This is a genomic window from Corynebacterium sp. HMSC074C05 (assembly GCF_001838325.1).
Lineage (GTDB): Bacteria > Actinomycetota > Actinomycetes > Mycobacteriales > Mycobacteriaceae > Corynebacterium > Corynebacterium amycolatum.
Genome location: NZ_KV836292.1, coordinates 166661 through 188511 on the forward strand (window position 1 = coordinate 166661; position 21851 = coordinate 188511).

Sequence of the window (21851 nt, forward strand, 5' to 3'; positions counted from 1 at the left end):
CTTACTTCTCTTCGCTCGGCGAGATGTTCTCCAGGTTGTCAGCGATGACCGAGGAGAGCACCGGCATCAGCGAGCTGGCCTCCGACATTGGCATTTCAACGGCGACGAAGCGTTCACGCCCCATGGCGTACCAGGTGGCGGAGGTACCGGAGGACAGCGTTGGTTCGTTGAACCAGACAATGTCACCAACCTGTGTTAGCTGCTGCGTGGTGGTGCTGTAGCCAGCTGGCTCGTCGACACCACAGCGCAGCACCACCGGATCGGCTGGGGTACCGCCCCAAATGACCATGTCCCTCGGCATGTCAGCCGGCATTTCCTCTGCGCTCAGACGGTGACGGTTGCCGAGATCGCGGGGGAGGGCAGCTTCCAAGCCGCTACAGCGCTTATCAGCTTCCGGAGCTGCCAATTCTGCCAGCGGGACACCGCCTCGCTCCGGTTTGTTCTTGTACTCGGAATCCGGGCGCAGCGCCTCGGCGAGGTCACTCAGGGCATCCTCCGCCTTTGCATTTCCTTCGGCGGTAATCGCAACCACTGGCTCACGGCCGACGGTGAACCAAGTCGCCAAAGATTCGTCGGTACTGTCGACAACGCGCAGCCACGAAATGCCCTTGACCTCTTCGGTCTTGCCCAGTTCGTTGTACTGGCTAGGTACGTTCGCGCCACAGCGCAGCGTGATGCGGTCTTGTTCCAAGTTTCGGTACACAGCGGCACCTTCTGGAGCCGGCTCTGCAATTTCGGCGCGAACCAGACCTGCGGCGCGTTCTGGCAGTCGGTCGAGCAGTTCCGCACACTCAGGCGAGTCATTGGCGGGGAGCTCCGGGTTGGAAATCGCGACTGGCTTCGCCGCCTGACTATCCTGGTAAATCTTTGCGGCAAAAATGATGCCGAGGATAGAGATAATGGCAATAGCGAGTGCGATGCCCGCGCGTGTCCGGCTACCCTTGGACTGAACTGTTTCTCCCGATGGGGGTGCGTCTACCATGGGCCTGATTCTACGTTGTCCGGTACCAACTCCAATTGGTTGGGGGGCAATGCCGAGACGGGTTCCGTTATTAACGGTTAACCATCGACTTTTAGGAATGTGACTCGACACTGTGACTGAATTGACCATTGGCGATATTGGCGAGTTTGGGGTCATTGAGGCCATTCGGGCTATCGCCCCGTCGGCACGCAATGGCGACGATGCCGCCGTCTTGACGCAGACAACCCCCAACGCCCGCTTTGTCACCTCCACCGACATGCTGGTGGAAGGGCGCCACTTCCGCCTGGACTGGTCGACGCCGCAGCAGGTCGGCGCGAAGGCCGCGGTGCAGAATTTTGCTGATATCGAGTCGATGGGTGCGCGTCCAACGGCCATGCTTTTCGCCATCTCAGCACCGTTGCACACTCCGGTGAGTGTGGTCACCGGTATCGCCGAGGGATTGTGGCAGGAAGGCAAGCAATGTCCCGCGGAGCTCGTCGGTGGTGACATGGTCAGCGGAGATTCTCTGGTGATTTCCATCACCGCAATCGGCGAACTCGGTGGGCTGGGGCGGCCGCTGCTGCGCTCAGCGGCACGCGCGGGGGATACGGTGATTGCGTCGGGGCGCATCGGCTACTCTGCAGCGGGCCTTGCGCTGCTGCAACACTGCGGAAGCCCGGCGAAGGTTCCAAACGAGTTTTCGCAGCTGGTGGCAGCACACTGTACGCCCGAATTTGAATACCGCAGGGGTGCCACGGCGCGAGCCACAGGCGTGCGTTCACTGACGGACAACTCCGATGGACTGGTGGTGGATCTCCGCGCTATTGCGCAGGCCTCCAGGGTTACTTTGGAAGTTGACAGCAGTGCGATTGCGCCCGATGAGTTGCAGATTGCCGCTGGCGAATACCTCGACGTCGATCCATGGGAGTGGGTGCTCACCGGCGGGGAGGACCACACACTGATTGGTTCGACACCGGGGGAGCCTCCGACGGGGTTCCGCGCTATCGGCACGGTGTCGAAGGAAAAGTTCGATTCGGTGCTTATCGACGGCAAACCTCCTGCCCGCGATGCCGGTTGGGTTTCCTTTTAAGAGTTCGACGAGGTTTTGAGAAGAAAGGCTGCATGACATGGATCCGTTGCCGGTCGAAGAAGGGTGGCAGAAGGCGCTGGAGCCAGTGGCCGATGACATCCACCGGATGGGGCAGTTCCTGCGCGAGGAAAACGCGGCCGGCTACGGCTACCTGCCCGCGGGCACCGATGTGCTACGCGCCTTCACTTACCCATTCGATGAGGTCAAGGTGCTCGTCATCGGCCAGGACCCGTATCCGACCCCGGGGCACGCGATGGGGCTCAGCTTCTCGGTCCAACCGGATGTGAAGCCGGTACCGCGGTCGTTGGCGAATATTTTTAAGGAGTACTCCTCCGACCTGGGGCTCCCGACTCCCTCCAACGGTGACCTCACTCCGTGGAGTAGGCAGGGCGTAGCTCTGTTCAACCGTGTGCTGACCGTGCGCCCGGGTGCTGCTGCCTCGCACCGCGGTAAGGGCTGGGAGGCAATCACGGAGCACGCCATCAAAGCATTGGTCGCTCGGGACAAGCCTCTCGTGGCAATTCTGTGGGGACGCGATGCGCAGAGTTTGCAGCGTTGGCTCCCGGGCGTGGACTGCATCTGTTCGCCGCACCCGTCACCGCTGTCGGCATCCCGTGGGTTCTTCGGGTCGCGCCCGTTCAGCCGGGCCAATGAGTCGCTGATTCGTCAGGGAGCTACCCCGATCGACTGGACGCTAGAATAGGAATTCATGTCTTCGCAGATTGGTTCTGCCGCGATTGTCGGCTGGGTTGCCCGGGGAATTGATGCGCTTCAATCCCGCCGCGATGAGATCAACAGTCTCAATGTCTTCCCAGTACCGGATTCCGATACCGGGTCGAATATGCTCGCGACGTTGAGTTCGGCGTATGAGGAAGCGCAAAAGGCAGACGCTTCCGATGTTCGCGCAGTCACCGCGGCCTTGGCTGCCGGTGCGGTGCGTGGTGCCCGCGGTAATTCGGGCACTGTGCTCTCGCAGGTTTTTCGTGCGGTGGCTGAGGCAGCTTCCGGTAGTGGCATTGGTGTTGAGTCGGTGCAGCACTCGCTAAAGCTAGCTGTACAACATGTCTCCCAGGCGATTGCCAATCCGGTGGAGGGCACGATTCTGACAGTCCTGCGTCACGCCGCGATTGTCGCGGAGGAATTTGAGGGCGACTCGATTGAGGAGCTCGCCGACACGATTGCAGATGCCGCTCGCGATGCGCTGGCGAAAACCCCCAGCCAGCTCCCGGCACTGCAGCAGGCGGGTGTGGTCGACGCCGGCGGCGCGGGGTTAGTCATTCTGCTCGACGCGCTTGCCGACGAAGTCAGCGGCCGCGCAGCCGCACCGGTCGATTTGCATGTCGACGCGCCACACCTAGCCACCGTTGAGATGGAGGTCATGTACCTGATTTCCTTGGCGGATACCCAGGCGGTGGAGACGCTGCGAGAGCGGTTAAACTCGCTGGGAAATTCGCTCATCATCGCAGGTGACGCTGGTAATACGGAGACCGCACAGTACATGGTGCATATCCACACAGTGGAGCCGGGCGCAGTTATCGAGGCGGCACTTGACTTCGGTCGTCCGGAGGGCATCCGCATCGAGGTGCTCGATGAACCGGAGACAACACCTGAGTCCACTCGCATCCTCATTGCGGTAGTGCCGGACGGTCCGCTGAAAGATCTCATCGCTTCCTCTGGAGCGATTGCTATCAGCCCGACCCCCGCTCCGACTCCCACATCCGCTCCCACAGATCGCGCAGCCATCGCCGACCAGGAGTTCGCTGACAATGTGGTCACCAAGGCACTGACTGCCATGCGGGGTGCGGATGAGGTAATCCTGCTGCCAAATGGTCTAGTCAGCGACCAGGAATTGGCGGATATCGAATTCGCTGCTGCCGCGGCTAATCCGACACTCGCGGTAGTTTCTACAGACTCCATTCCGGCTGGCCTTGCTGCTTTGGCCGTGCATTCGGCTGAGCTGCCGCTGGCGGTTGCCGCGTATGCGATGGGCGAGGCTGCCAATGGCACGCGAACGGCTGTAGTCGCTGCGGACGTCGATAAGCCTTTGACTGACGCGCTCACAGAGACCATCTCAGACCTGTTGGCTGGCGGCGGGGAACTAGTGACTCTTCTGCTCGGGCGCGGAGCTGAGGACGTGGACATAGCGCAAGTGCGGGCGCGGCTGGACAAGCCTGTGGAGGTCGTAGCCTATGATGCAACTGGCATCGATGAGCCGGTGCAGATAGGAATCGAGTAGCACGATGCTCGGATGGCTCGGCTCGGATTATGCGCGCACGCCCCTGAATATTGTGGTGGGGCCAAAGATTGCGAAGAAACTCCACACAGCCTTCGGTATGGAGACCGTTTCGGATGCACTGACGAATTTCCCAAAACGCTACGTGGCGCAGGGTAAGAGCTTAGATGTGTCATTTTCCGACATTGGCGACACCATCACCACAGTCGTGGAGGTGCACAGTATTTCGCCAGCGCCTGCCTTCGCCGACCGACGCAAGCCACTGAAAATCTATGTCAGTGACGGCGTGCGCATTCTTCCGGCCGCGATTTTCGGTGCCGAGTGGCTGCGCAATATGCTGCACCCGGGTGTGCGTCTGCTCATTGTTGGCACGCTCAGCGAGTTCCGCAATGAGCTGCAGCTGAAAAATGTTGACTGCATGGTGCTCAAAGCCGACGGTTCAGTAGGCGCTGCCACTGGCAAGCTGGCCACGCTAACGAAAACGGCCAAGGGGATTGCGGAGATGCAGCGGCTTCTCACTCGCCCGTACCTGCCCATTTACCGTGGCCGCAAAGGAGTAGCGGGTATTCACCTGGCTCTGTTCATGCAGCGCATCCTCGAATGGTTACCGCTGCAGCCAGACCCGTTGCCCGCCACACCGGAGGGACTTACCGATTTCGACTCCGCACTGCGTGGCGCACACTTTCCCTCCATCGCGGGCCCCGACATTGCGCTCACCCGGCTGAAGTACGACGAAGCGCTTGAGCTCCAACTCGCCGTTGGTGCACGCAAACGCACTCAAGCGAGCCTCACCTCTCCGGCCTGCACGGAGGTTACCGGAGGGCTTCGCGACGAGCTACGCAAGGGGTTGCCGTTTTCGCTTACCGACGGTCAGGTCGCGGTCGCGGCCGATATTGCGCACGACATGTCGCAGACCAGCCCTATGAACCGCCTGCTGGCAGGTGAAGTCGGCTCGGGTAAGACCGTGGTGGCCCTGCTGGGAATGCTGCAGGCAGTCGATGCCAGCAGACAGTGCGCGATGCTCGCGCCGACGGAAGTACTGGCCCAACAGCACTACCGCTCACTGACAGCGATGCTCGAGCGGGCTGGAGTAGCCGTCACTGTGCGACTGCTGACAGGATCGATGTCGACGAAGGAGCGCCGGGCAACCTTGCTGGAGGCGGTCAACGGTGAGGCGGACATTGTCGTCGGCACGCATGCGCTGCTCAGTGAGGGCGTGGAGTTCTTCGATCTCGGGCTGGTGGTTGTCGACGAGCAGCACCGCTTCGGTGTGCGCCAGCGCGACCAGCTGCGCAGTAGGGGACGGGGCGGAATGACACCGCATCTGTTGGTGATGTCGGCAACCCCGATTCCGCGCACGGTAGCGATGACCATTTTTGGCGACCTCGCGGTATCGCAGTTGACGGAATTGCCAAAGGGACGGCAGGAGATCCAATCCTTTGTCGTACCGACGCTGGAAAAGCCGCGCTGGGAGGCACGGACCTGGGAGCGCATTGGGGAAGAAGTGGCCAAGGGTAACCGCGCCTTCATTGTCTGTCCCCGCATTACCCGAGACGGGGAACAGTTCCTCGACGAGTCTGTGGAAGCGGTGTTCGACCGAGCGAGGAAGAAACTGCCCGGTGTTCGCATCAGTCAGTTGCACGGCAATATGGCACCGGAGGACAAAGACCGCGTGATGCAGGCCTTTGCCACAGGACAGCTGGATGTGCTGGTTTCCACCACAGTTATCGAAGTCGGCGTGGATGTACCAGAGGCCACAATCATGATGATTCGCCGCGCCGAGAGCTACGGTATCTCGCAGATTCACCAGCTGCGCGGTCGCGTCGGCCGCGGTGACCGGGGTGGACTGTGTTTCCTGTGTACACACACGCATTCTCAGACACCGGAGCGTACCCGGTTGGAACGCATTGCCACCACCACCGATGGTATTCAACTGGCGGAGTTAGACCTGGCCACGCGTAGTTTTGGCGATTTACTCGGCGATGACCAATCGGGACTGGCAACTGGCCTCGGTCTGGTGGACCTCACCACCGACGGCGAGATCATCGAGCGCACCCGGCACGACGCCACGGCTCTCCTCGACAGCGATGAGAGACTTGTGGGGGAGCTCATCTCCGATATTGATGAAGAGCAGTCGAACTACTTGGACCGCTCCTAATAAGACCTAAGTAGACTGTTGGGCATGGTAAATGTCTGTGCACCTTTTGCAGGAGTAGTCCGCTGGGAGGTCGCCGAGAAAGACTCGGTGACGACTGGTCAGGTCATTGCGGTCGTGGAGGCCGTCAAGCTAGAAGCGCCGGTTTTAGCGCCCTGCCCGGGTACGGTCGCGGAGGTGGCGGCAGATCAATTTGTGGATGTCGAAGGTGGTCAGCTGCTGGCACGAATCACGCCAGCAACTCACAGCACGATGGCACAGAACAACGGCAACGAGAACACATCGCACGAAGGGAAGTAGATGACCCGCATTATTGCAGGTGAGGCGCGCGGTCGCAGACTAGTCGCACCCAAGGGAGAGACCACTCGGCCAACCAGTGACCGCGCGAAAGAAGCCATCTTTTCATCCTGGTCCACACGCTTTGGGTTAGAGGGAACTCGCGTTCTCGACTTATTCGCGGGCTCAGGTGCGCTCGGTTTGGAAGCGGCTTCCCGTGGCGCGCGTTCCGTCGTATTGGTGGAAAACGATCCGAACGCCATTGCCGCCATTGAAAAGAACATTCGCACCGTGGGGCATCCCGATGTGGCCGTGTCTCCGATGAAAGTGTCGTCGTACCTTGCGGGCGCGCCGGGCGAGCCTTTTGACCGCGTCATCGCCGATCCTCCCTACGAGCTGGCGGGGGAGGCCGTTACAGAGATGTTGGAGGCTCTGCGCAGCTTCCTCGCGCCGGGCGCGGTCGTGACTGTGGAGCGTCACCGCGATGACGACGAGACGCAGTGGCCCGAGGGCTACGAGCAGCTCCAGCAGAAGCTGAAGCGTCGCATTCACGGTATGGCGCGCTTCGACACCGCTATCTACAACGCTTAACGTTCTTCTTTACGCTTTACGACGGCCAAAGGTGGTTTGACCTCTATGACTCACGCATGCTGCCCCGGTTCCTACGATCCCATGACCTCTGGTCACCTTGATGTGATTGAGCGTGCCGCGCGTCAATTCGATCAGGTGACCGTGTTAGTTACCCACAACCCGAATAAGCAGGGCATGTTCAACGTCGAAGAGCGCATGGACCTTATTCGGCAGTGCACGCAGCACTTGGACAATGTGCGGGTGGACTCCTGGTCGAAGCTGTTGGTGGACTACACCTCCGCGCAGGGGATTACCTGCCTGGTCAAGGGACTGCGCTCGGCAGCAGACTACGAGTACGAGGCTCCTATGGCACAGATGAATCGGCGCATGACTGGCATTGAAACTCTCTTTGTGGAGGCTGATCCGAAGTACGGTCACGTGTCGTCGACACTGATGAAGGAAGTTGTTCGGTACGGCGGTTCGGTGGAAGGCCTAGTTCCTGAGCCTGTCTTGCACGCCCTGCAGCTCAGACTGAAGTAGCATGTAAGTCATGTTTCGCGTCTTCGAATCTCTTGATGAACTGGTCCAGATCCTAGAAGAGGCACACGGCGTGCCACTGTCGGCCAATTGTATGGTCCCGCGCCAGCGTGTTCTCGAGTTGCTCGATGAACTGAGGGATGCTTTCCCGGCTGAGCTCGATGACGCGCAGGATGTCTTGGACCAGCGGGATGAGATTATCAACGATGCTGAAGCCCGGGCGAACAACACCATTTCGTCTGCGGATGAAGAAGCCCATCGTATTGTCGACGAGGCAGAGGCCCGCGCTAACCACACCGTCGAGAATGCTAATGCTCACGCGGCTGGCACCGTTGCGGCCGCTGAGGACGACGCCCGTCGTCTCCGCGAGGATGCTCAGCACGAGTACGACAACATTGTGGATCGTGCTTCTGCCGAGTCCGATCGCCTGATTCACGCTGGTAACGAATCCTACGAGCGTTCCGTTGCGGAAGGCCGTGAGGAGCAGGCTCGCCTGGTCGCTGAGTCGACGGTCGTCCGCGAGGCCAACGACGAAGCGAATCGTCTGCTGTCCGACGCACACGCGGATTCCTCTCGCCTCCGCGAAGAGTGTGACCGTTACGTTGACTCCAAGCTCGCCGAATTTGAGCAGACCCTCCAGGAGACCCTGCGCAATGTCGGTCGCAATCGCTCTGTACTACGTTCAGGGGCCGGTGCCGTCGGCGGTGGTGCAGGGGCGCAGAACGCGCCGTCTTCCTTCTCCGAGGGGCAGGAACGCCGCCGGTACGAGCGTTAGCGCATCTTCGGGGTAGACTGAGGTCTATCATGACTGACTCATCCCCATTTGTTCTGGACGTTTCGACATGTCTGCAGGGCGGCATGCCCGAGCAGTTCCGCAAGGTAGGCGATAGCCCAGTCCGCGTTGGTGTCGAGATGATTGGCATCGCCGCTGGCGAGGAGGTTGTCGTTGACGGCATTGTCACGAACCTCGGCAGTGGTGTCATGGTTGACGCGACTGTGACTGCCAAGGCTACCGGTGAGTGCGTGCGCTGCCTAGCCCCGCTGAATCCGGAGCTCAGCTTCCATATTTCGGCTGTCTTTTCCAACAACGAGGACTTCATCACAGGCGACGGTGCCGAGGAAGAAGACCTTGAGGACGAAGTTGGTCAGATCGTCGACAATACGGTGGATTTCACTCAAGCCGTCATCGATGAGGCGGGCTTGAATCTGCCTTTCAATCCGACCTGTCTGGATTTCGATTCCAGCTGTGCTGAGTCGGACTCGGAAGTGCCGGAACCAGACGGCATCTCGGGTGAAGAGGAGCGTATTGATCCGCGTTGGGCTGGCCTGGCGGAAAAGTTTGGCTCGCTCGGGGACGATAAGTAATCGACGACGACTTAGACGAAGACTTTAAAGGAGATATAACGGATGAGCCGCAAGCGTCGGCTAACCGGTGAAGCGGCTAGAAAGGCGGCCTTTGAGGCCGTCGATCACGCCCCGCTGCTGGAAAAACTCGGTGTTGAACTACCAGAGGAGTCCCTGAAGCTCGCTCTGACCCACCGCAGTTTCGCAAATGAAAATGGCATGCTGACCAATAACGAGCGTCTAGAGTTCCTGGGCGACGCCGTGCTGGGCATGTGCGTTGCTGAAGAACTCTACCGTCGCTTCCCGGACCGCGCTGAGCAGGATATTTCCAAGATGCGCGCAGGTGTAGTGAACATGTACGCGCTGGCTGACCTGGCCCGCAGTATCGGATTGGGGGAGCACATTCTCCTCGGTCGCGGTGAGAAGGCCACCGGTGGTGCGGATAAGCACTCAATTCTCGCTGACACCACCGAGGCGCTGCTGGGTGCCATTTACCTGCAGCATGGCTTTGAGGTTGCCCGCGAGACCGTTCTTCGACTGTTTAACCAGATGATTGACGATGCCCCGACGGAGTCTCGCGGTCGTGACTGGAAGACGCTGTTGCAGGAGCGCCTGGCAGCCAAGCAACTACCGGCTGCTGAGTACACTGTGCGCACCACCGGCCCCGACCATGACCTAACCTTCTACGTTGACGTGCTGGTTGACGGCGTGGTTAAGGGCAGCGGTACCGGCGCCACGAAGAAGGAAGCCGAGATGCACGCCGCGCATCAGGCGCATACTGCACTGGCATAATGCCCGAGCTTCCTGAAGTCGAGTCCGTACGCCGCGGTCTCGACGCTTACGTCGTCGGTGGCCGCATCGAGGACACTTTCGTCTACAACGCTCGTGCCGTGCGGCGCCAACCCGGTGGTGCCGCAGAGTTTATCGGTCGTACGCGCGGGCGTACGGTTATCGCTACGGATCGCCGCGGCAAGTTCATGTGGCTCACGCTTGACGACGACTCCGCAATTGCCATCCACCTGGGTATGAGCGGCCAATTGCGTGTGGAAGCTCCGTACACGCCCGATACGCTGCCCGGACGCCACACCAGGGCCGCATTTGACATAGCCCTGCCGGACGGCGCTCGGCACCTTATCAACTTCAACGATCAGCGCACCTTTGGTTGGGTCTGGGCCTGTGAAATGGTCGAATACCACGGTCGCTTTGTTCCGGAACCCGCAGCCAAGATCGCGCCCGATCTATTGGAGCCAACTGTCGATGTGGTTGCACTTGCACACCGCATGATGAAGTCGCGTTCGCCAATCAAGGCCGTATTGCTCAATCAGAACATCGTGTCCGGCATCGGCAACATTTATGCCGACGAAATGCTTTGGGCGGCGAAGGTTGATGGTCGCGTGCCGGCGTGCGACCTTTCGGTCCGTCGATTAGCGAAACTTCTGCGGGAGGGCCAAGCGGTACTTCAGCGGGCGCTAGCGGCCGGCGGCACGAGCTTTGACGCACTATATGTGCATGTCAACGGCGAAAGTGGCTATTTCGAGCGGAGCTTGAACGCCTATGGCCAAGCGGGGGAGCCGTGCTCGAGGTGTGGGCGCGCAATTGTACGTCTGCCATTTGGGAATAGATCGAGTTATCTGTGTCCCACCTGTCAGCGCTAGAATTTCCTTATGAGCTTCATGGAACAAGCGACCGATTGGGTCAACGCCTGGAATGACAAGTACTGGCTGTTCATGATTCTGCTACTCAGCGGTGCAGGCCTGTACTTCTGTTGGCGGACCATTGTGGTGCAGCTCCGGTACATCCCGGAGATGTTCAAGGCAATTACCGAAAAGCCGTCTGACATCTCCGAGGGGGTCAAGGGCATCTCGGCCTTTAAGGCCTTCACAATCTCTGCTGCCTCGCGTGTCGGTACCGGTAACGTCGCAGGTGTGGCGGTGGCAATCACTACGGGTGGGCCAGGTGCCGTGTTTTGGATGTGGCTGCTCGCTGCGATTGGCGGTGCTACCAGCTTCGTGGAGTCGACGCTGGCGCAGCTGTACAAGGTGCGGGATAAGGACTCTTACCGAGGAGGGCCCGCGTACTACATCACCAAGGGGCTGGGAGAGAACTGGCGCTGGATGGCGTCGCTCTTCGTCATCGCTATCACGGTGACCTACGGTTTTGTGTTCAATGCGGTGCAGTCCAACTCAATCACGGCGGCTGTGGCTGAGTCGACTGGTCAGGGAACGCCGATCTTTAAATTCTGCGTCGGCATTGTGCTGGCAATCTTGGCCGGCGTCATCATCTTCGGTGGTGTGCAGCGCATTTCGGCGGTGACGCAAATTGTCGTACCGATTATGGCCGTGGCCTACATCATCCTCGGTCTGATTGTGCTGGCTCTCAATATCACTGAAGTGCCGGGCATGATCAAGCTCATCTTCGAGCACGCCTTCGGTATCCGTGAGATCGCTGGTGCCGCTGTCGGTACCGCCATGATGCAGGGTATTCGCCGTGGTCTGTTCTCCAACGAGGCCGGTATGGGTTCCACGCCAAATGCGGCGGCTACGGCGTCGGTGTCGCACCCGGTCAAACAGGGCCTCATCCAGACGATGGGTGTCTACTTCGACACCTGGGTCGTCTGTACCATCACCGCAGTTATCATCCTGTTGTCCGATCCGACCTTCGGCGGCGATGCGGAGGGCACCGCGTTGACTCAGGCTGCGCTGTCGGCCCAGGTGGGTACGTGGGCCATCCACGCGGTCACGGTTATCATCTTCTTCCTCGCGTTCTCCTCGCTGGTGGGTAACTACTACTACGCCGAGGCGAATATCCCGTTCCTGTCAAAGAGCAAGGCTGTCTTGAACACCGTGCGCGTCCTGGTTATCCTGTGCGTGATTGGCGGAGCTGTCGGTTCCGTGCCGCTAGTCTGGTCGCTTGCAGATACGTTCTCCGCACTCATGGCCACCATCAATATCATCGCGATTCTGCCGCTAGGCGGTGTCGCAGTCGCCCTGTTGAAGAACTATTCCGAGCAGAAGGCCAAGGGACTTAATCCAGTATTCCACCGCGATGATCTGCCTAACCTCCGCGGTCACGACAAGATCGAGTGCTGGGATGGTTCCGACCCGATGACGGTGCGTGAGTCCGATGCCGCTTAACGACGTCCGCCTCACCGCATGGGTACACGGACGCGTTCAAGGTGTCGGTTTTCGCTGGTACACCCGCGCGACGGCACTGGAGTTGGGGTTGGTTGGTTACGCCCAGAACTATTCGGATGGTCGGGTGTTAGTTGTTGCCGAAGGGTCACGGGCAGACTGTGAGAGTTTGCTCGCTTGGCTGGAGGGGCCGAATACTCCAGGCAATGTGACGGCAGTGGTGCCCCTATGGCAGGAACCGAAGGGGGCATTTAGCACGTTTGACCGTCGTTAAGCGGGTGCTAACTGTCTTCCTCCCCCCCCATGTCGGTGTAGGAAACCGAAAAATTCGAATACGTTTTATCCCTCGCTCTGTGTGATTGATTTTGCGCAGTTGGCGGGGGATTTTTTCGTGTCTTGGGGTAGTTGATTGGGACGCTAAGGCGCTCCCGGAGCGCTAGAAGAATACGTAGGTGAGAAAAAAAATACGCAAATACGGAAGAAGGGTGGTTTAAGTTAATAACTACCTACTGACAGACAGGGGAGGCACAAATGACGCCTGAAGAAGTAATTGCACAGTCGGGAAACTCAGCGTGGATGCTGATCTCGGCTTCGTTGGTCTTGCTCATGACACCGGCGCTCGCGCTGTTCTATGGCGGCATGTCGCGACAGAAGTCGGTGCTCAACATGATGATGATGAGCTTTGGCGCTGTCGGCGTTGTCGGTGCCATTTACGTCCTGTGGGGATGGTCGATGTCCTACGGGTCGCAGTCGATCGGTGGTGTATTTGCCAACCCGTTCGAGTTCTTTGGACTGCGTAACTCAATCACGGATGGCGAAGGCAACTACATCGCGGGTGCAAACGGTTACCCGAACATCATCGACATCGGATTTCAGCTCACGTTCTGCTCTATTTCTGTAGCGCTGATTTCTGGCGCGCTGGCCGAACGCGTGAAGTTCTCCACCTGGTTGATTTTCGTCGGTATCTGGACAACGCTGGTGTACTTCCCAATGGCATACATGGTCTGGGGCGGTGGTTTGCTGAGCCACTCTGCAGAGAGCCTTTCGGCAAAGCTGTTTGGGACCGCTGACGGCGAGGCTGCCATCGCTCCAATTGACTTCGCTGGCGGTACGGTTGTGCACATTGCTGCTGGTACCGCCGCTTTGGTGCTGGCGATTATCGTCGGCAAGCGCAAGTCTATCGATGGTAGCCAGCATCGCCCGCATAACCTGCCACTCGTCATGCTGGGTGCTGCACTGCTGTGGTTCGGCTGGTTCGGCTTCAACGGCGGTTCGGCATTTGCTGCCGACGGTGTCGCTGGTCTGGCATGGCTAAATACGACGGTGGCAGCGTGCCTAGGCATGCTCGGCTGGATTTCACTCGAGCGTTTTCGTGATGGACATCCCACTTCGCTGGGTGCCGCGTCGGGTGTTATCGCAGGGCTTGTGACTATTACTCCGGCCGCAGGCGATATGAACCCGGTGACTTCAATCATTCTGGGCTATATCGGCGGTGTGCTGGCTTGCTGGGGCGTTGGTTTAAAGTATAAGTTCAACTTCGATGACACCCTGGATGTGGTTGGTCTGCATCTGGTTGCAGCCATGTGGGGAACGATTGGTGTTGGCCTGCTGGCTAACGACCGCGGACTGCTTACCGGCGGTGGCATCGACGGCCTTAAATTGTTCGCCATCCAAATCATTATTGCGGTCATCGCAGCGGTGGTCTCGGGCGTGCTGACGTACATCATTGCCCGAGTTCTGAAGGTAACCGTCGGTTGGCGAATCCACGGCGAGCAGGAACATTCTGGTATCGACGTTGCTCAGCACGGTGAATCGGCCTACACGTCGGCCAAGCAGGCGGCTGTGTAATCCAGGCTGTGTAAATGAGGCTGTGAAAACAAGTGGGTCCTTGGGGTAATTCAGCTCCAGTCCACAACTGCAGGTAAGATATTGCCCCATGTATTTGAAATCGCTGACTCTGAAGGGCTTTAAATCCTTCGCTTCGGCGACGACGATGAAATTCGAGCCCGGCATCTGCGCAGTTGTCGGCCCGAATGGATCTGGTAAGTCGAATGTCGTCGACGCCCTCGCGTGGGTTATGGGCGAGCACTCCGCCAAGACCCTCCGCGGCGGCAAAATGGAAGATGTCATCTTCGCGGGTACTTCCGGGCGAAAGCCTTTGGGGCGCGCGGAGGTTACTCTTACCATCGACAATTCCGATGGGGCACTTCCCATTCAATATAAAGAAGTCTCTGTCACGCGTCGCATGTACCGCGACGGCGCCAGCGAATACGAAATCAACGGTTCTCGCGTCCGCCTCATGGACGTCCAAGAACTCCTCAGCGACACCGGCATTGGCCGTGAGATGCACATCATCGTCGGCCAGGGTCGGCTTTCTCAGATTCTGGAGTCTCGGCCAGAGGAACGTCGTGCGTTTATTGAAGAAGCCGCAGGCGTGCTCAAACACCGTCGTCGCAAGGAAAAGGCGCAGCGTAAACTGCAGTCGATGCAGGCCAATCTCGACCGGCTGCAGGACCTGACAGGTGAGCTTTCCCGTCAACTCAAGCCGCTAAAACGTCAGGCTGAGGCAGCCTCTCGCGCTCAGACTGTGCAGGCAGACCTGCGCGATGCCAAGTTGCGTTTGGCTGCCGCGGACTTCGTGGATTTGCAGGACAGCCTCAATGACATTGCTGGTCAAGCCAAGCTGATTGAGGAAAAAGTAGAAGCTGCCACGGAGCGTGCTGAAATCGCCGCTGAGCGCACTGCAGAACTTGAAGCCGAATTGGAGGACATTACTCCAGCTGCCGACTCCGCTCGTGACCTATGGTTCCGACTCACCGCACTCGGTGAGCGTATTCAGGCGACAGCCCGCATTGCCGCCGATCGCGCGGCCGACCATTCCGTCGCTCCGTGGGTAGGCCCAGATCCGGACTTCCTGGAGCAGCGTGCTGACGATGCCGCCACCGAAGAAGCCACGCTTGCAGAGGCAGAGGCAGAGGCTCGCGAAAAGCTGGAGGAAATCCGAGAAACGCTTTTCGATGCCGAGGAAACCTTCCGCGAAGCCGAGGCCGAGCACCTCGCGGCCGTTCGCGCAATCGCCGACCGCCGCGAAGGAGTGGTTCGCCTCATTTCCGCAGAAGAATCTCTGCGCACTCGCTTGGAAGCCGCCGAAGCTGAAGCTGCACGCCTTGCCGAGCAAACCAATGAGGCCGACGAACGCCGTGCCGATGCCACCGAAGCCGTGGAAAACGCCGCGCAGGAACTAGCCGAGGCCGAATTCGAAGGTCCCGAGCTGCAGAGCGCTTATGAACAGGCTAACCGGGAAGCAGAGCTGGCCTCTACACGGTTGAAAGAACTCCGTGCTGACGAGCGCGACCTCGAGCGCAGCGTCTCAGGTTTGTCCGCCCGCATCGAAGCTCTAGAGACCGCGCGCACCGCCGCTGCCAACGACGGCACCGCGTGGCTACGCGAAAAGCACGAGCTCGGCGTTCTCTCTGAAGTCATTGATGTCGACGCTGGCTGGGAAAAAGCACTCACCGCAGCCCTCGGCGCAGCCGCCGAAGCACTAGTCAGCGAGGGCAATGGAGATTCGCTTATCGACGAGCTGGTGACCTCGGGCAAAGGCAGTGCCGTCGTTATCAATTCTGCGGATGCATCTGATTCTTGGCGCTTGGACATCACTTTGCCCGCACAGGCCTCCTGGCTGCTCGACCATGTGACAGTGCCTGCGGAGCTTTCGGGTTCGTTGACCTCTCTGCTCGTTGATGTCGTGGCCTGCGACGACGAACTCGTTGCCCGCGAACTGGTGACGCAGGATACTCGACTGCGCGTTGTTGACCGCGATGGCGTGCTGCGTGGCTCTGGTTGGGTAGCTGGCGGTGCTGGTGGCACTGCATCAGGTGTGGAAATCGCCGCCGACATTGCTAAGACTCGCGAAGAACTAGCAGAAGCACAGGTGCGTTTGAGTGACCTCGGTGGTGTGCTCTCCGGTGCACAGGCCGAAGAAGAGGACCGCCGCACGGACGCGGCGGCCGCCCGTGCCGCGCTGCGTGAGCATCAGAGTCGTATGAAGGTCCTCACGGATGCCCGAACTCGGGCCACGGCGCAGCTGTCCGGCGTGGTGCATGATGCCGAACGCGCTGAGCAGCGTGGAGTCGAAGCCGCGGACCGAGTAACGAAGCTCCAGAAGGAATTGGCGGAGGTTGCGGACCGCTTGGCTCGCGTTGACCGTGACCCCGAGGAGGGGGAACCGTCGACAAGCGAACGTGACCGTGCCTCGGAGGCTCTGACGGCGGTGCGCGCCATGGAGACAGAGGCGCGTCTGTCGCTGCGTACGGCCGAGGAGAGACTGTCGAGTGTACGAGGTAAGGCCGAGCGGCTACGTCGCCAGGCTGCGTCGGAGCGCATAGCAAAGGCGCGCCATGAGCAAACGCAGATGGCTAAGGTTGCCCAGCGTGAATTGGCAGAAGTCGTCGCGGAGCTGGCTGAGGATTTGCGTGCGAAGGTCAACGTGTCGTTGGCGCGGGCAGAGGCCGATCGCGACGATGCCGAGGCGCAGAAGAAGACGGTGTCGCAGGCACTATCGGCGGCACGGACGGAGGCAAATGGGGCGCAACGTGAGCTGGCACAGCTAACGGATTCCGCGCACCAGGGAGACATCGCCCGTGCACAGGCGCAGGTCCGTGTGACCGAGGCTGCAGAGCGCATCGTCGACCAGTTGGGGCTGTCTGTCGACGACCTGCTCGCGGACTTTGCTCCTGATGAGAACTTTGACCGCGCAGCCGTGACGAAGCAGCTCAAACAGGCGGAGAAGGATCTGCGTGTGCTCGGCCGCGTCAACCCGTTGGCGCTGGAGGAGTATAAGGCGATGGAGGAGCGCTACTCTTTCCTATCCACGCAGCTCGATGATGTCCTCAAGGCCCGCCAGGATCTCACCGATGTTGTCGAGGAAGTCGATGCCACGATTCTGCAGCTCTTCACAGACGCGTGGAACGATGTCGAGGCAGAATTCCCCGCGGTCTTTCAAACGCTTTTCCCGGGCGGTGACGGACGACTGGTTCTCACTGAGCCTGACAACCTGCTCACGACAGGTATCGAGGTTGAAGCCCGCCCACCGGGCAAAAAGGTCAAGCGACTCTCGCTGCTCTCCGGTGGCGAGAAGTCGCTGACGGCGCTGGCAATGCTCGTCGCTATTTTCCGCGCGCGCCCGAGTCCCTTTTACGTACTCGACGAGGTGGAAGCCGCACTTGACGACGTTAACCTGCGTCGCCTTATTGCGTTGCTCGAGGAACTCCGCGCGACCAGTCAGCTGATTGTCATTACGCACCAGAAGCCAACAATGGACGTTGCGAATGTGCTCTACGGTGTGACCATGCGGGGCGATGGTGTGACTCGAGTAATCTCGCAGCGAATGTCACCGGCATCCGCAACTCCGTCGACAGGAGCGGAGTAGGAGCGGAGTAAGTGAGGAAGAGTCGTTGATACTGCATAATGAGAGTTATGACTCCAACTCAGTGGATACTCCTTGTCGTCGCGATTGTCGTTATTATCGCGCTGCTTTTTGTTGTGGGCTATGTCCGCAGGAAAAACCAGCGCATTTCCTTTGCGAAGGAAGATACTAAGGAACTCACCCAGCAGGAGAAGTCTGGGAATTACCAGGCCACTAGTGGTTTTAACTTCGCTCCGGCCGGTAGTGGGACTGATACCCGTGAGAAGCAGCCGGTTGAAAAACCGATGCCCAAGCCGGCGGAAAAGCCGATTGAAAAGCAGGCTCCGGAGCCAGAGGAAAAGCAGGCTGATGAGCCCGTTGATAAGTCGACGGATGGCTCCCTGCTGAAGCCGGAAGGCCAACTGCCTATTCCCGATAACCCCACCGAAATGGAGGGGGATCACGACCGCGTAATGCGGGAAATCCCAATCGATTTGCCTACGGCCGGAGAAGAGGAATCAGAGCCCGAGCCGGAACCACAACCAGAGCCCCAAGCAGAGCCTGAGGTAGAGGTAGTTCCTGCTCCTGAACCGGTGCCGGTGCCGGAGCCGACTCCCGAACCAGAATCGACGCCAGAGCCGGAGCCGACGCCAGAGCCGGAGCCGACGCCGGAGCCAGAAACGGAACAGCAGATTGACTCCATCGACCCGGCTGAGGGACGTCTGGGTCGCCTGCGCGGTCGTCTGTCCCGGTCGCAGAATGCAATTGGCCAGTCTGTGCTCGGCATCTTGGGCGCGGGTGACCTTGATGAGGACGCGTGGGAAGAGGTCGAGGACATCCTGGTGATGGCTGACCTCGGTGCGGCTGCGACGCAGCGTGTCGTCGATAAGCTGCGCGAGCGTATTGCCAGCCAGAAGGTGAGCACGGAAGAACAGGCACGCGCCCTGCTGCGTGAGGTGCTGATTGAGGAGTGCAAGCCTGAGATGGATCGCTCCATTCGCGCACTTCCGCACGAGGGCAAGCCCGCAGTGATTCTGGTGGTCGGTGTCAACGGCACGGGTAAGACCACGACGACGGGCAAGCTGGCTCGTGTGCTGGTTGCCGGTGGCCACCATGTTGTTCTCGGTGCAGCGGACACTTTCCGTGCCGCTGCTGCAGATCAGCTGGAAACCTGGGGCCGTCGTGTCGGTGCCGAGACCGTTCGTGGCGCTGAAGGCGCGGATCCTGCTTCTATTGCATTTGAGGCAGTTGCTCACGGTATCGAGTCCGGCGCTGATGTGGTGCTCATCGACACCGCCGGCCGCCTGCACACCAAGGTCGGCCTGATGGACCAACTGGACAAAATTAAGCGCGTGGTGGAGAAGAAGGCTCAGGTTGATGAAGTCATCCTGGTTTTGGACGCGACGGTTGGCCAAAATGGTCTGCTGCAGGCTCGTACTTTCCGGGATGTTGTAGACATCACCGGCGTTGCCCTGACCAAGCTGGACGGTACCGCGAAGGGCGGCATTGTATTCCAGGTGCAAAACGAGCTCGGTGTACCGGTGAAGTTGGTTGGCCTTGGTGAAGGTGCTGACCACCTGGCGCCGTTTGAGCCGGAGAGCTTTGTCGACGCACTGCTCGGCGGCCGCAAATAGTAACTAACATCGATGAGTGAATTTTCCATCGATTGGTGAGTACAGCGTCGGTCGTTGCCCCCCGGCAAAAAGTAAAGGCCTCGGAGCCACCGCGTAGATTTCTGTAGAGGATACGCGGGGCTCCGGGGCTTTTACTGTTGAGGTGCTAGGAATCTAGCGGAGAGTTGTGCTAGGAATCCTTAGAATTCTTGCGTGCGAGGCGGGTAGCTGCCACGCCACCGACCAGGAGTACGAGAGCCGCACCGCCGAGGGCAGTCGCCTGAACACCAGTGACTGCTAGACCAGTGTTCTTGGTCCCGGTTTGCTTACCGTCATTCTTAGGGTTGTCGGGCTTGTCGCCTGGGTTTTCCTCCCCAGGCTTCTCGTCGTCCCCAGGCTGTTCATCGTCTGGGTTTTCATCATCACCCGGTGCGTCATCGTCTGGGTTTTCATCGTCGGAAGTTGGACAGTAGCCGTAGACTCCGGTTGCCGGGTCGATCTTGCTCATATCCCGCGGGGAACCGTCGGGGCACGTTGCGGTGTCATCGACTCCCGGCGGAATTCCGTCATTCTCTGGGGCATCTTCATCAGGCTCCGGAGTGGGGCCGGAATCATCAGAGGTGCTACAAGCACCGTAAGCTCCGGTTGCCGGGTCAATCTTGCTCATATCCCGTGGGGAACCGTCGGGACAGGTCTGGGTGTCCTCAACGCCCGGTGGGATGCCATCGTTCGATGAACCTCCTGGATCCGGGTTTGCAGCGTCATCTACACACTGGAAAGTACCGCCAACATTTTCAAAATGTTGACCGGCGGGGCATTCCGACGGGGCGGGGTCAGGAATCTGTGCGGTGGCGGCGCCAACGCCGATGAGCATGCCGGCTGAAGCGGCAGCGGCCACCATGGTCGAAGAGAGCTTCTTCATTTGGGAACCTCACAATGTCTATAGGAAAGCCCTGCAATCAATGGGCTTATGGGGGAACACTGTTCACACGTTTGATTCTAATAACTAATTAAATTCTTTAGTGGTATGGGTTTGGGGAGGGGGTAAAGCGAAATTGTTGACTCGTCCAAACCCCAGTAAGGGAAAGTGGGAACTTATATTTACAACGCTGAGTGTGTACACCCGTTGTGGTTGGAGCGTTTATAGAACTCGCCGCTATCGACTCGGCAGGGGGGGGCTTTTCTGTCTTCGCTAATGGACCCGAGTCTTCTAATGTCTTATAGCTTTCGCTCATCTTTGCTGGCGAATGGTGCTTCCTAATCGTGTCGGGGTGGCGAAAGGCGGGTGGGGCGTAGAGGTTTGGTAAAAAATCGGTGCCTGTGGGGTTTATGCGTCGAGCTATAGGAGTTATGACTTTTCGGAGGTATGACGCACAAAAAATGCTCCCGATGCTGAATTTGCGTCGGGAGCATTTTATGTTTCGCTAGCGGGATAGAACCCTAAACTTCTTAGCGGTTCTTGCGGGCGATGCGGGTAGCGGCGACACCGCCGACCAGGAGAACCAGAGCGGCTCCGCCCAGGGTGGTGGCGTCAACGCCGGTGGCTGCTAGGCCAGTGCTCTGAGTGGAAGAAGCCTTCTTGGACTCAGAGTTATTCTGCTCAGACTTCTTGGAGTCTGAAACCTTCTTTACGTTCTCGGAAGAGGTCGTCTTCTTGGACTCGGACGCCTTCTTCTCGGCCTTTTCCTTGGCCTTCTTCTCTTCCTTCGTGCACTTGTTTTCGTTCTTGCACTCAGCAGAGATCTTGATGTCAACGTTTACCTTGACATCCTTGCCGTCCTTGCCCGGCTTACCGTCCTTGCCGTCCTTGCCTGGCTTACCGTCCTTACCTGGCTTGCCGTCCTTGCCGTCCTTGCCCGGCTTACCGTCCTTGCCGTCCTTACCCGGCTTACCGTCCTTGCTTGGCTTGTCAGTATCCGGCTTCGTCTCGTCCTTGACGCAGACACCGAAGACGTTCGGGTTGCCCGGAGCCGGCTTGCTCATGTCGAAGTGCTCGCCCTCCGGGCACTGCTTATCAGAAATACCTGGGTTTCCGAGGTCACCGGGCTGGGACTCATTGTTGCCGGGCGTTTCAGGCTTAGGGGCTTCCTTGTCCGCGATGCACTGGAAGGTTCCGCCGACGTTCTCAAAGTGCTGGCCGTCTGGGCACTTGTCCGGCATTGGGGCCGGAATTCCGTCAGTGGAATCCTGCTCAGGCTGGTCTGCAACGCACTGGAAAGTGCCGTCGACGTTTTCAAAGTGCTGGCCGGCGGGGCACTCGGTCGGCATTGGGGCCGGAGTCTGTGCAGTAGCGATGCCTGCGCTTGCAATCATGCTGGCGGAGAAGGCGGCGGCGGCGATAGCCGTAGTGAACTTCTTCATGAAAACCTCTCAAGGAGTCAAACGGTCAGAGACCGATGAATATGATTTCGCCGTTCATCCCTCATCGTGCACGGCGGAAAATAAAACCAGGCCAACTGCGGTTAACTAGGTTCATGGCTAACCATAAACTGGTTGATATATGCATGGCATTGGAAGTAGTTATAGGAATAACT

At 59.2% G+C, this 21851-nt stretch carries 19 protein-coding genes; 16 read left to right on the plus strand and 3 right to left on the minus strand.

Annotation, left to right across the window (positions count from 1 at the left end; all coding sequences use genetic code 11):
* Window position 1: 1 nt before the first annotated feature.
* Window positions 2-982 (minus strand): DUF3515 domain-containing protein, encoded by a 981-nt coding sequence (locus tag HMPREF3042_RS06940; protein ID WP_070856651.1) that lies wholly within the window; start codon window positions 980-982, stop codon window positions 2-4.
* A 112-nt stretch (window positions 983-1094) separates the two neighbouring features.
* On the opposite strand from HMPREF3042_RS06940, the gene HMPREF3042_RS06945 reads away from it, so the two are divergent.
* From HMPREF3042_RS06945 to ftsY, 16 genes are all read left to right on the plus strand, one after another.
* Window positions 1095-2051 carry a thiamine-phosphate kinase gene (locus HMPREF3042_RS06945; RefSeq protein WP_070856652.1) on the plus strand — a complete coding sequence of 319 codons (957 nt, stop codon included), beginning with the start codon at window positions 1095-1097 and terminating at the stop codon, window positions 2049-2051.
* 37 nt (window positions 2052-2088) lie between these two features.
* Window positions 2089-2754 (plus strand): uracil-DNA glycosylase, encoded by a 666-nt coding sequence (locus HMPREF3042_RS06950; protein WP_070852362.1) that lies wholly within the window; start codon window positions 2089-2091, stop codon window positions 2752-2754.
* A gap of 6 nt (window positions 2755-2760) precedes the next feature.
* On the plus strand, window positions 2761-4287 hold the full coding sequence (locus tag HMPREF3042_RS06955; RefSeq protein WP_070856653.1) for a DAK2 domain-containing protein: 1527 nt from the start codon (window positions 2761-2763) through the stop codon (window positions 4285-4287).
* A gap of 4 nt (window positions 4288-4291) precedes the next feature.
* Window positions 4292-6442: an ATP-dependent DNA helicase RecG gene (locus HMPREF3042_RS06960; RefSeq protein WP_070856654.1), complete on the plus strand. Its 2151-nt coding sequence runs from the start codon at window positions 4292-4294 to the stop codon at window positions 6440-6442.
* Between the two features lie 24 nt (window positions 6443-6466).
* Window positions 6467-6739, plus strand: coding sequence for an acyl-CoA carboxylase biotin carboxyl carrier protein subunit (locus HMPREF3042_RS06965; RefSeq protein ID WP_005509454.1), 273 nt, complete (start codon window positions 6467-6469; stop codon window positions 6737-6739).
* Window positions 6740-7306, plus strand: a complete 567-nt coding sequence (gene rsmD, locus HMPREF3042_RS06970; protein ID WP_005509332.1) for a 16S rRNA (guanine(966)-N(2))-methyltransferase RsmD — start codon at window positions 6740-6742, stop codon at window positions 7304-7306.
* Window positions 7307-7351: 45 nt separating this feature from the next.
* Window positions 7352-7825 carry a pantetheine-phosphate adenylyltransferase gene (coaD, locus tag HMPREF3042_RS06975; RefSeq protein ID WP_070439649.1) on the plus strand — a complete coding sequence of 158 codons (474 nt, stop codon included), beginning with the start codon at window positions 7352-7354 and terminating at the stop codon, window positions 7823-7825.
* Window positions 7826-7835: 10 nt separating this feature from the next.
* Window positions 7836-8597 carry an SPFH domain-containing protein gene (locus HMPREF3042_RS06980; protein WP_038628626.1) on the plus strand — a complete coding sequence of 254 codons (762 nt, stop codon included), beginning with the start codon at window positions 7836-7838 and terminating at the stop codon, window positions 8595-8597.
* A 29-nt stretch (window positions 8598-8626) separates the two neighbouring features.
* Complete coding sequence (locus HMPREF3042_RS06985; protein ID WP_070856655.1) at window positions 8627-9187, plus strand: YceD family protein; 561 nt, start codon at window positions 8627-8629, stop codon at window positions 9185-9187.
* A gap of 42 nt (window positions 9188-9229) precedes the next feature.
* A complete protein-coding gene (gene rnc / locus HMPREF3042_RS06990) occupies window positions 9230-9958 on the plus strand; it encodes a ribonuclease III (RefSeq protein WP_038628630.1) in 729 nt (242 codons plus the stop codon).
* Window positions 9958-10821 carry a bifunctional DNA-formamidopyrimidine glycosylase/DNA-(apurinic or apyrimidinic site) lyase gene (gene mutM / locus HMPREF3042_RS06995; protein ID WP_038628632.1) on the plus strand — a complete coding sequence of 288 codons (864 nt, stop codon included), beginning with the start codon at window positions 9958-9960 and terminating at the stop codon, window positions 10819-10821. The genes rnc and mutM overlap by 1 nt, the downstream gene beginning before the upstream one ends.
* A gap of 18 nt (window positions 10822-10839) precedes the next feature.
* Window positions 10840-12300 carry an alanine/glycine:cation symporter family protein gene (locus HMPREF3042_RS07000; protein ID WP_070856752.1) on the plus strand — a complete coding sequence of 487 codons (1461 nt, stop codon included), beginning with the start codon at window positions 10840-10842 and terminating at the stop codon, window positions 12298-12300.
* The gene (locus HMPREF3042_RS10660) at window positions 12290-12571 is read left to right on the plus strand and encodes an acylphosphatase (protein ID WP_080972868.1); all 282 of its coding nucleotides are present in this window, start codon (window positions 12290-12292) and stop codon (window positions 12569-12571) included. Before HMPREF3042_RS07000 ends, HMPREF3042_RS10660 begins: the two co-directional genes overlap by 11 nt.
* A 257-nt stretch (window positions 12572-12828) precedes the next feature.
* Window positions 12829-14145: an ammonium transporter gene (locus HMPREF3042_RS07005; RefSeq protein ID WP_070856656.1), complete on the plus strand. Its 1317-nt coding sequence runs from the start codon at window positions 12829-12831 to the stop codon at window positions 14143-14145.
* A gap of 88 nt (window positions 14146-14233) precedes the next feature.
* Entirely contained in the window at window positions 14234-17728 is a 3495-nt protein-coding gene (smc, locus tag HMPREF3042_RS07010; protein ID WP_070856657.1) for a chromosome segregation protein SMC, read from the plus strand.
* Between the two features lie 47 nt (window positions 17729-17775).
* Window positions 17776-19338, plus strand: a complete 1563-nt coding sequence (gene ftsY, locus HMPREF3042_RS07015) for a signal recognition particle-docking protein FtsY (RefSeq protein WP_070856658.1) — start codon at window positions 17776-17778, stop codon at window positions 19336-19338.
* 169 nt (window positions 19339-19507) lie between these two features.
* Here ftsY and HMPREF3042_RS07020 read toward each other — a convergent pair whose 3' ends face one another.
* Together HMPREF3042_RS07020 and HMPREF3042_RS10915 are read right to left on the minus strand one after the other, a co-directional pair.
* Window positions 19508-20239 carry an intestinal mucin gene (locus HMPREF3042_RS07020; RefSeq protein WP_070856659.1) on the minus strand — a complete coding sequence of 244 codons (732 nt, stop codon included), beginning with the start codon at window positions 20237-20239 and terminating at the stop codon, window positions 19508-19510.
* 527 nt (window positions 20240-20766) lie between these two features.
* Entirely contained in the window at window positions 20767-21678 is a 912-nt protein-coding gene (locus HMPREF3042_RS10915; protein WP_070856660.1) for a collagen-like domain-containing protein, read from the minus strand.
* Window positions 21679-21851 lie beyond the last annotated feature (173 nt).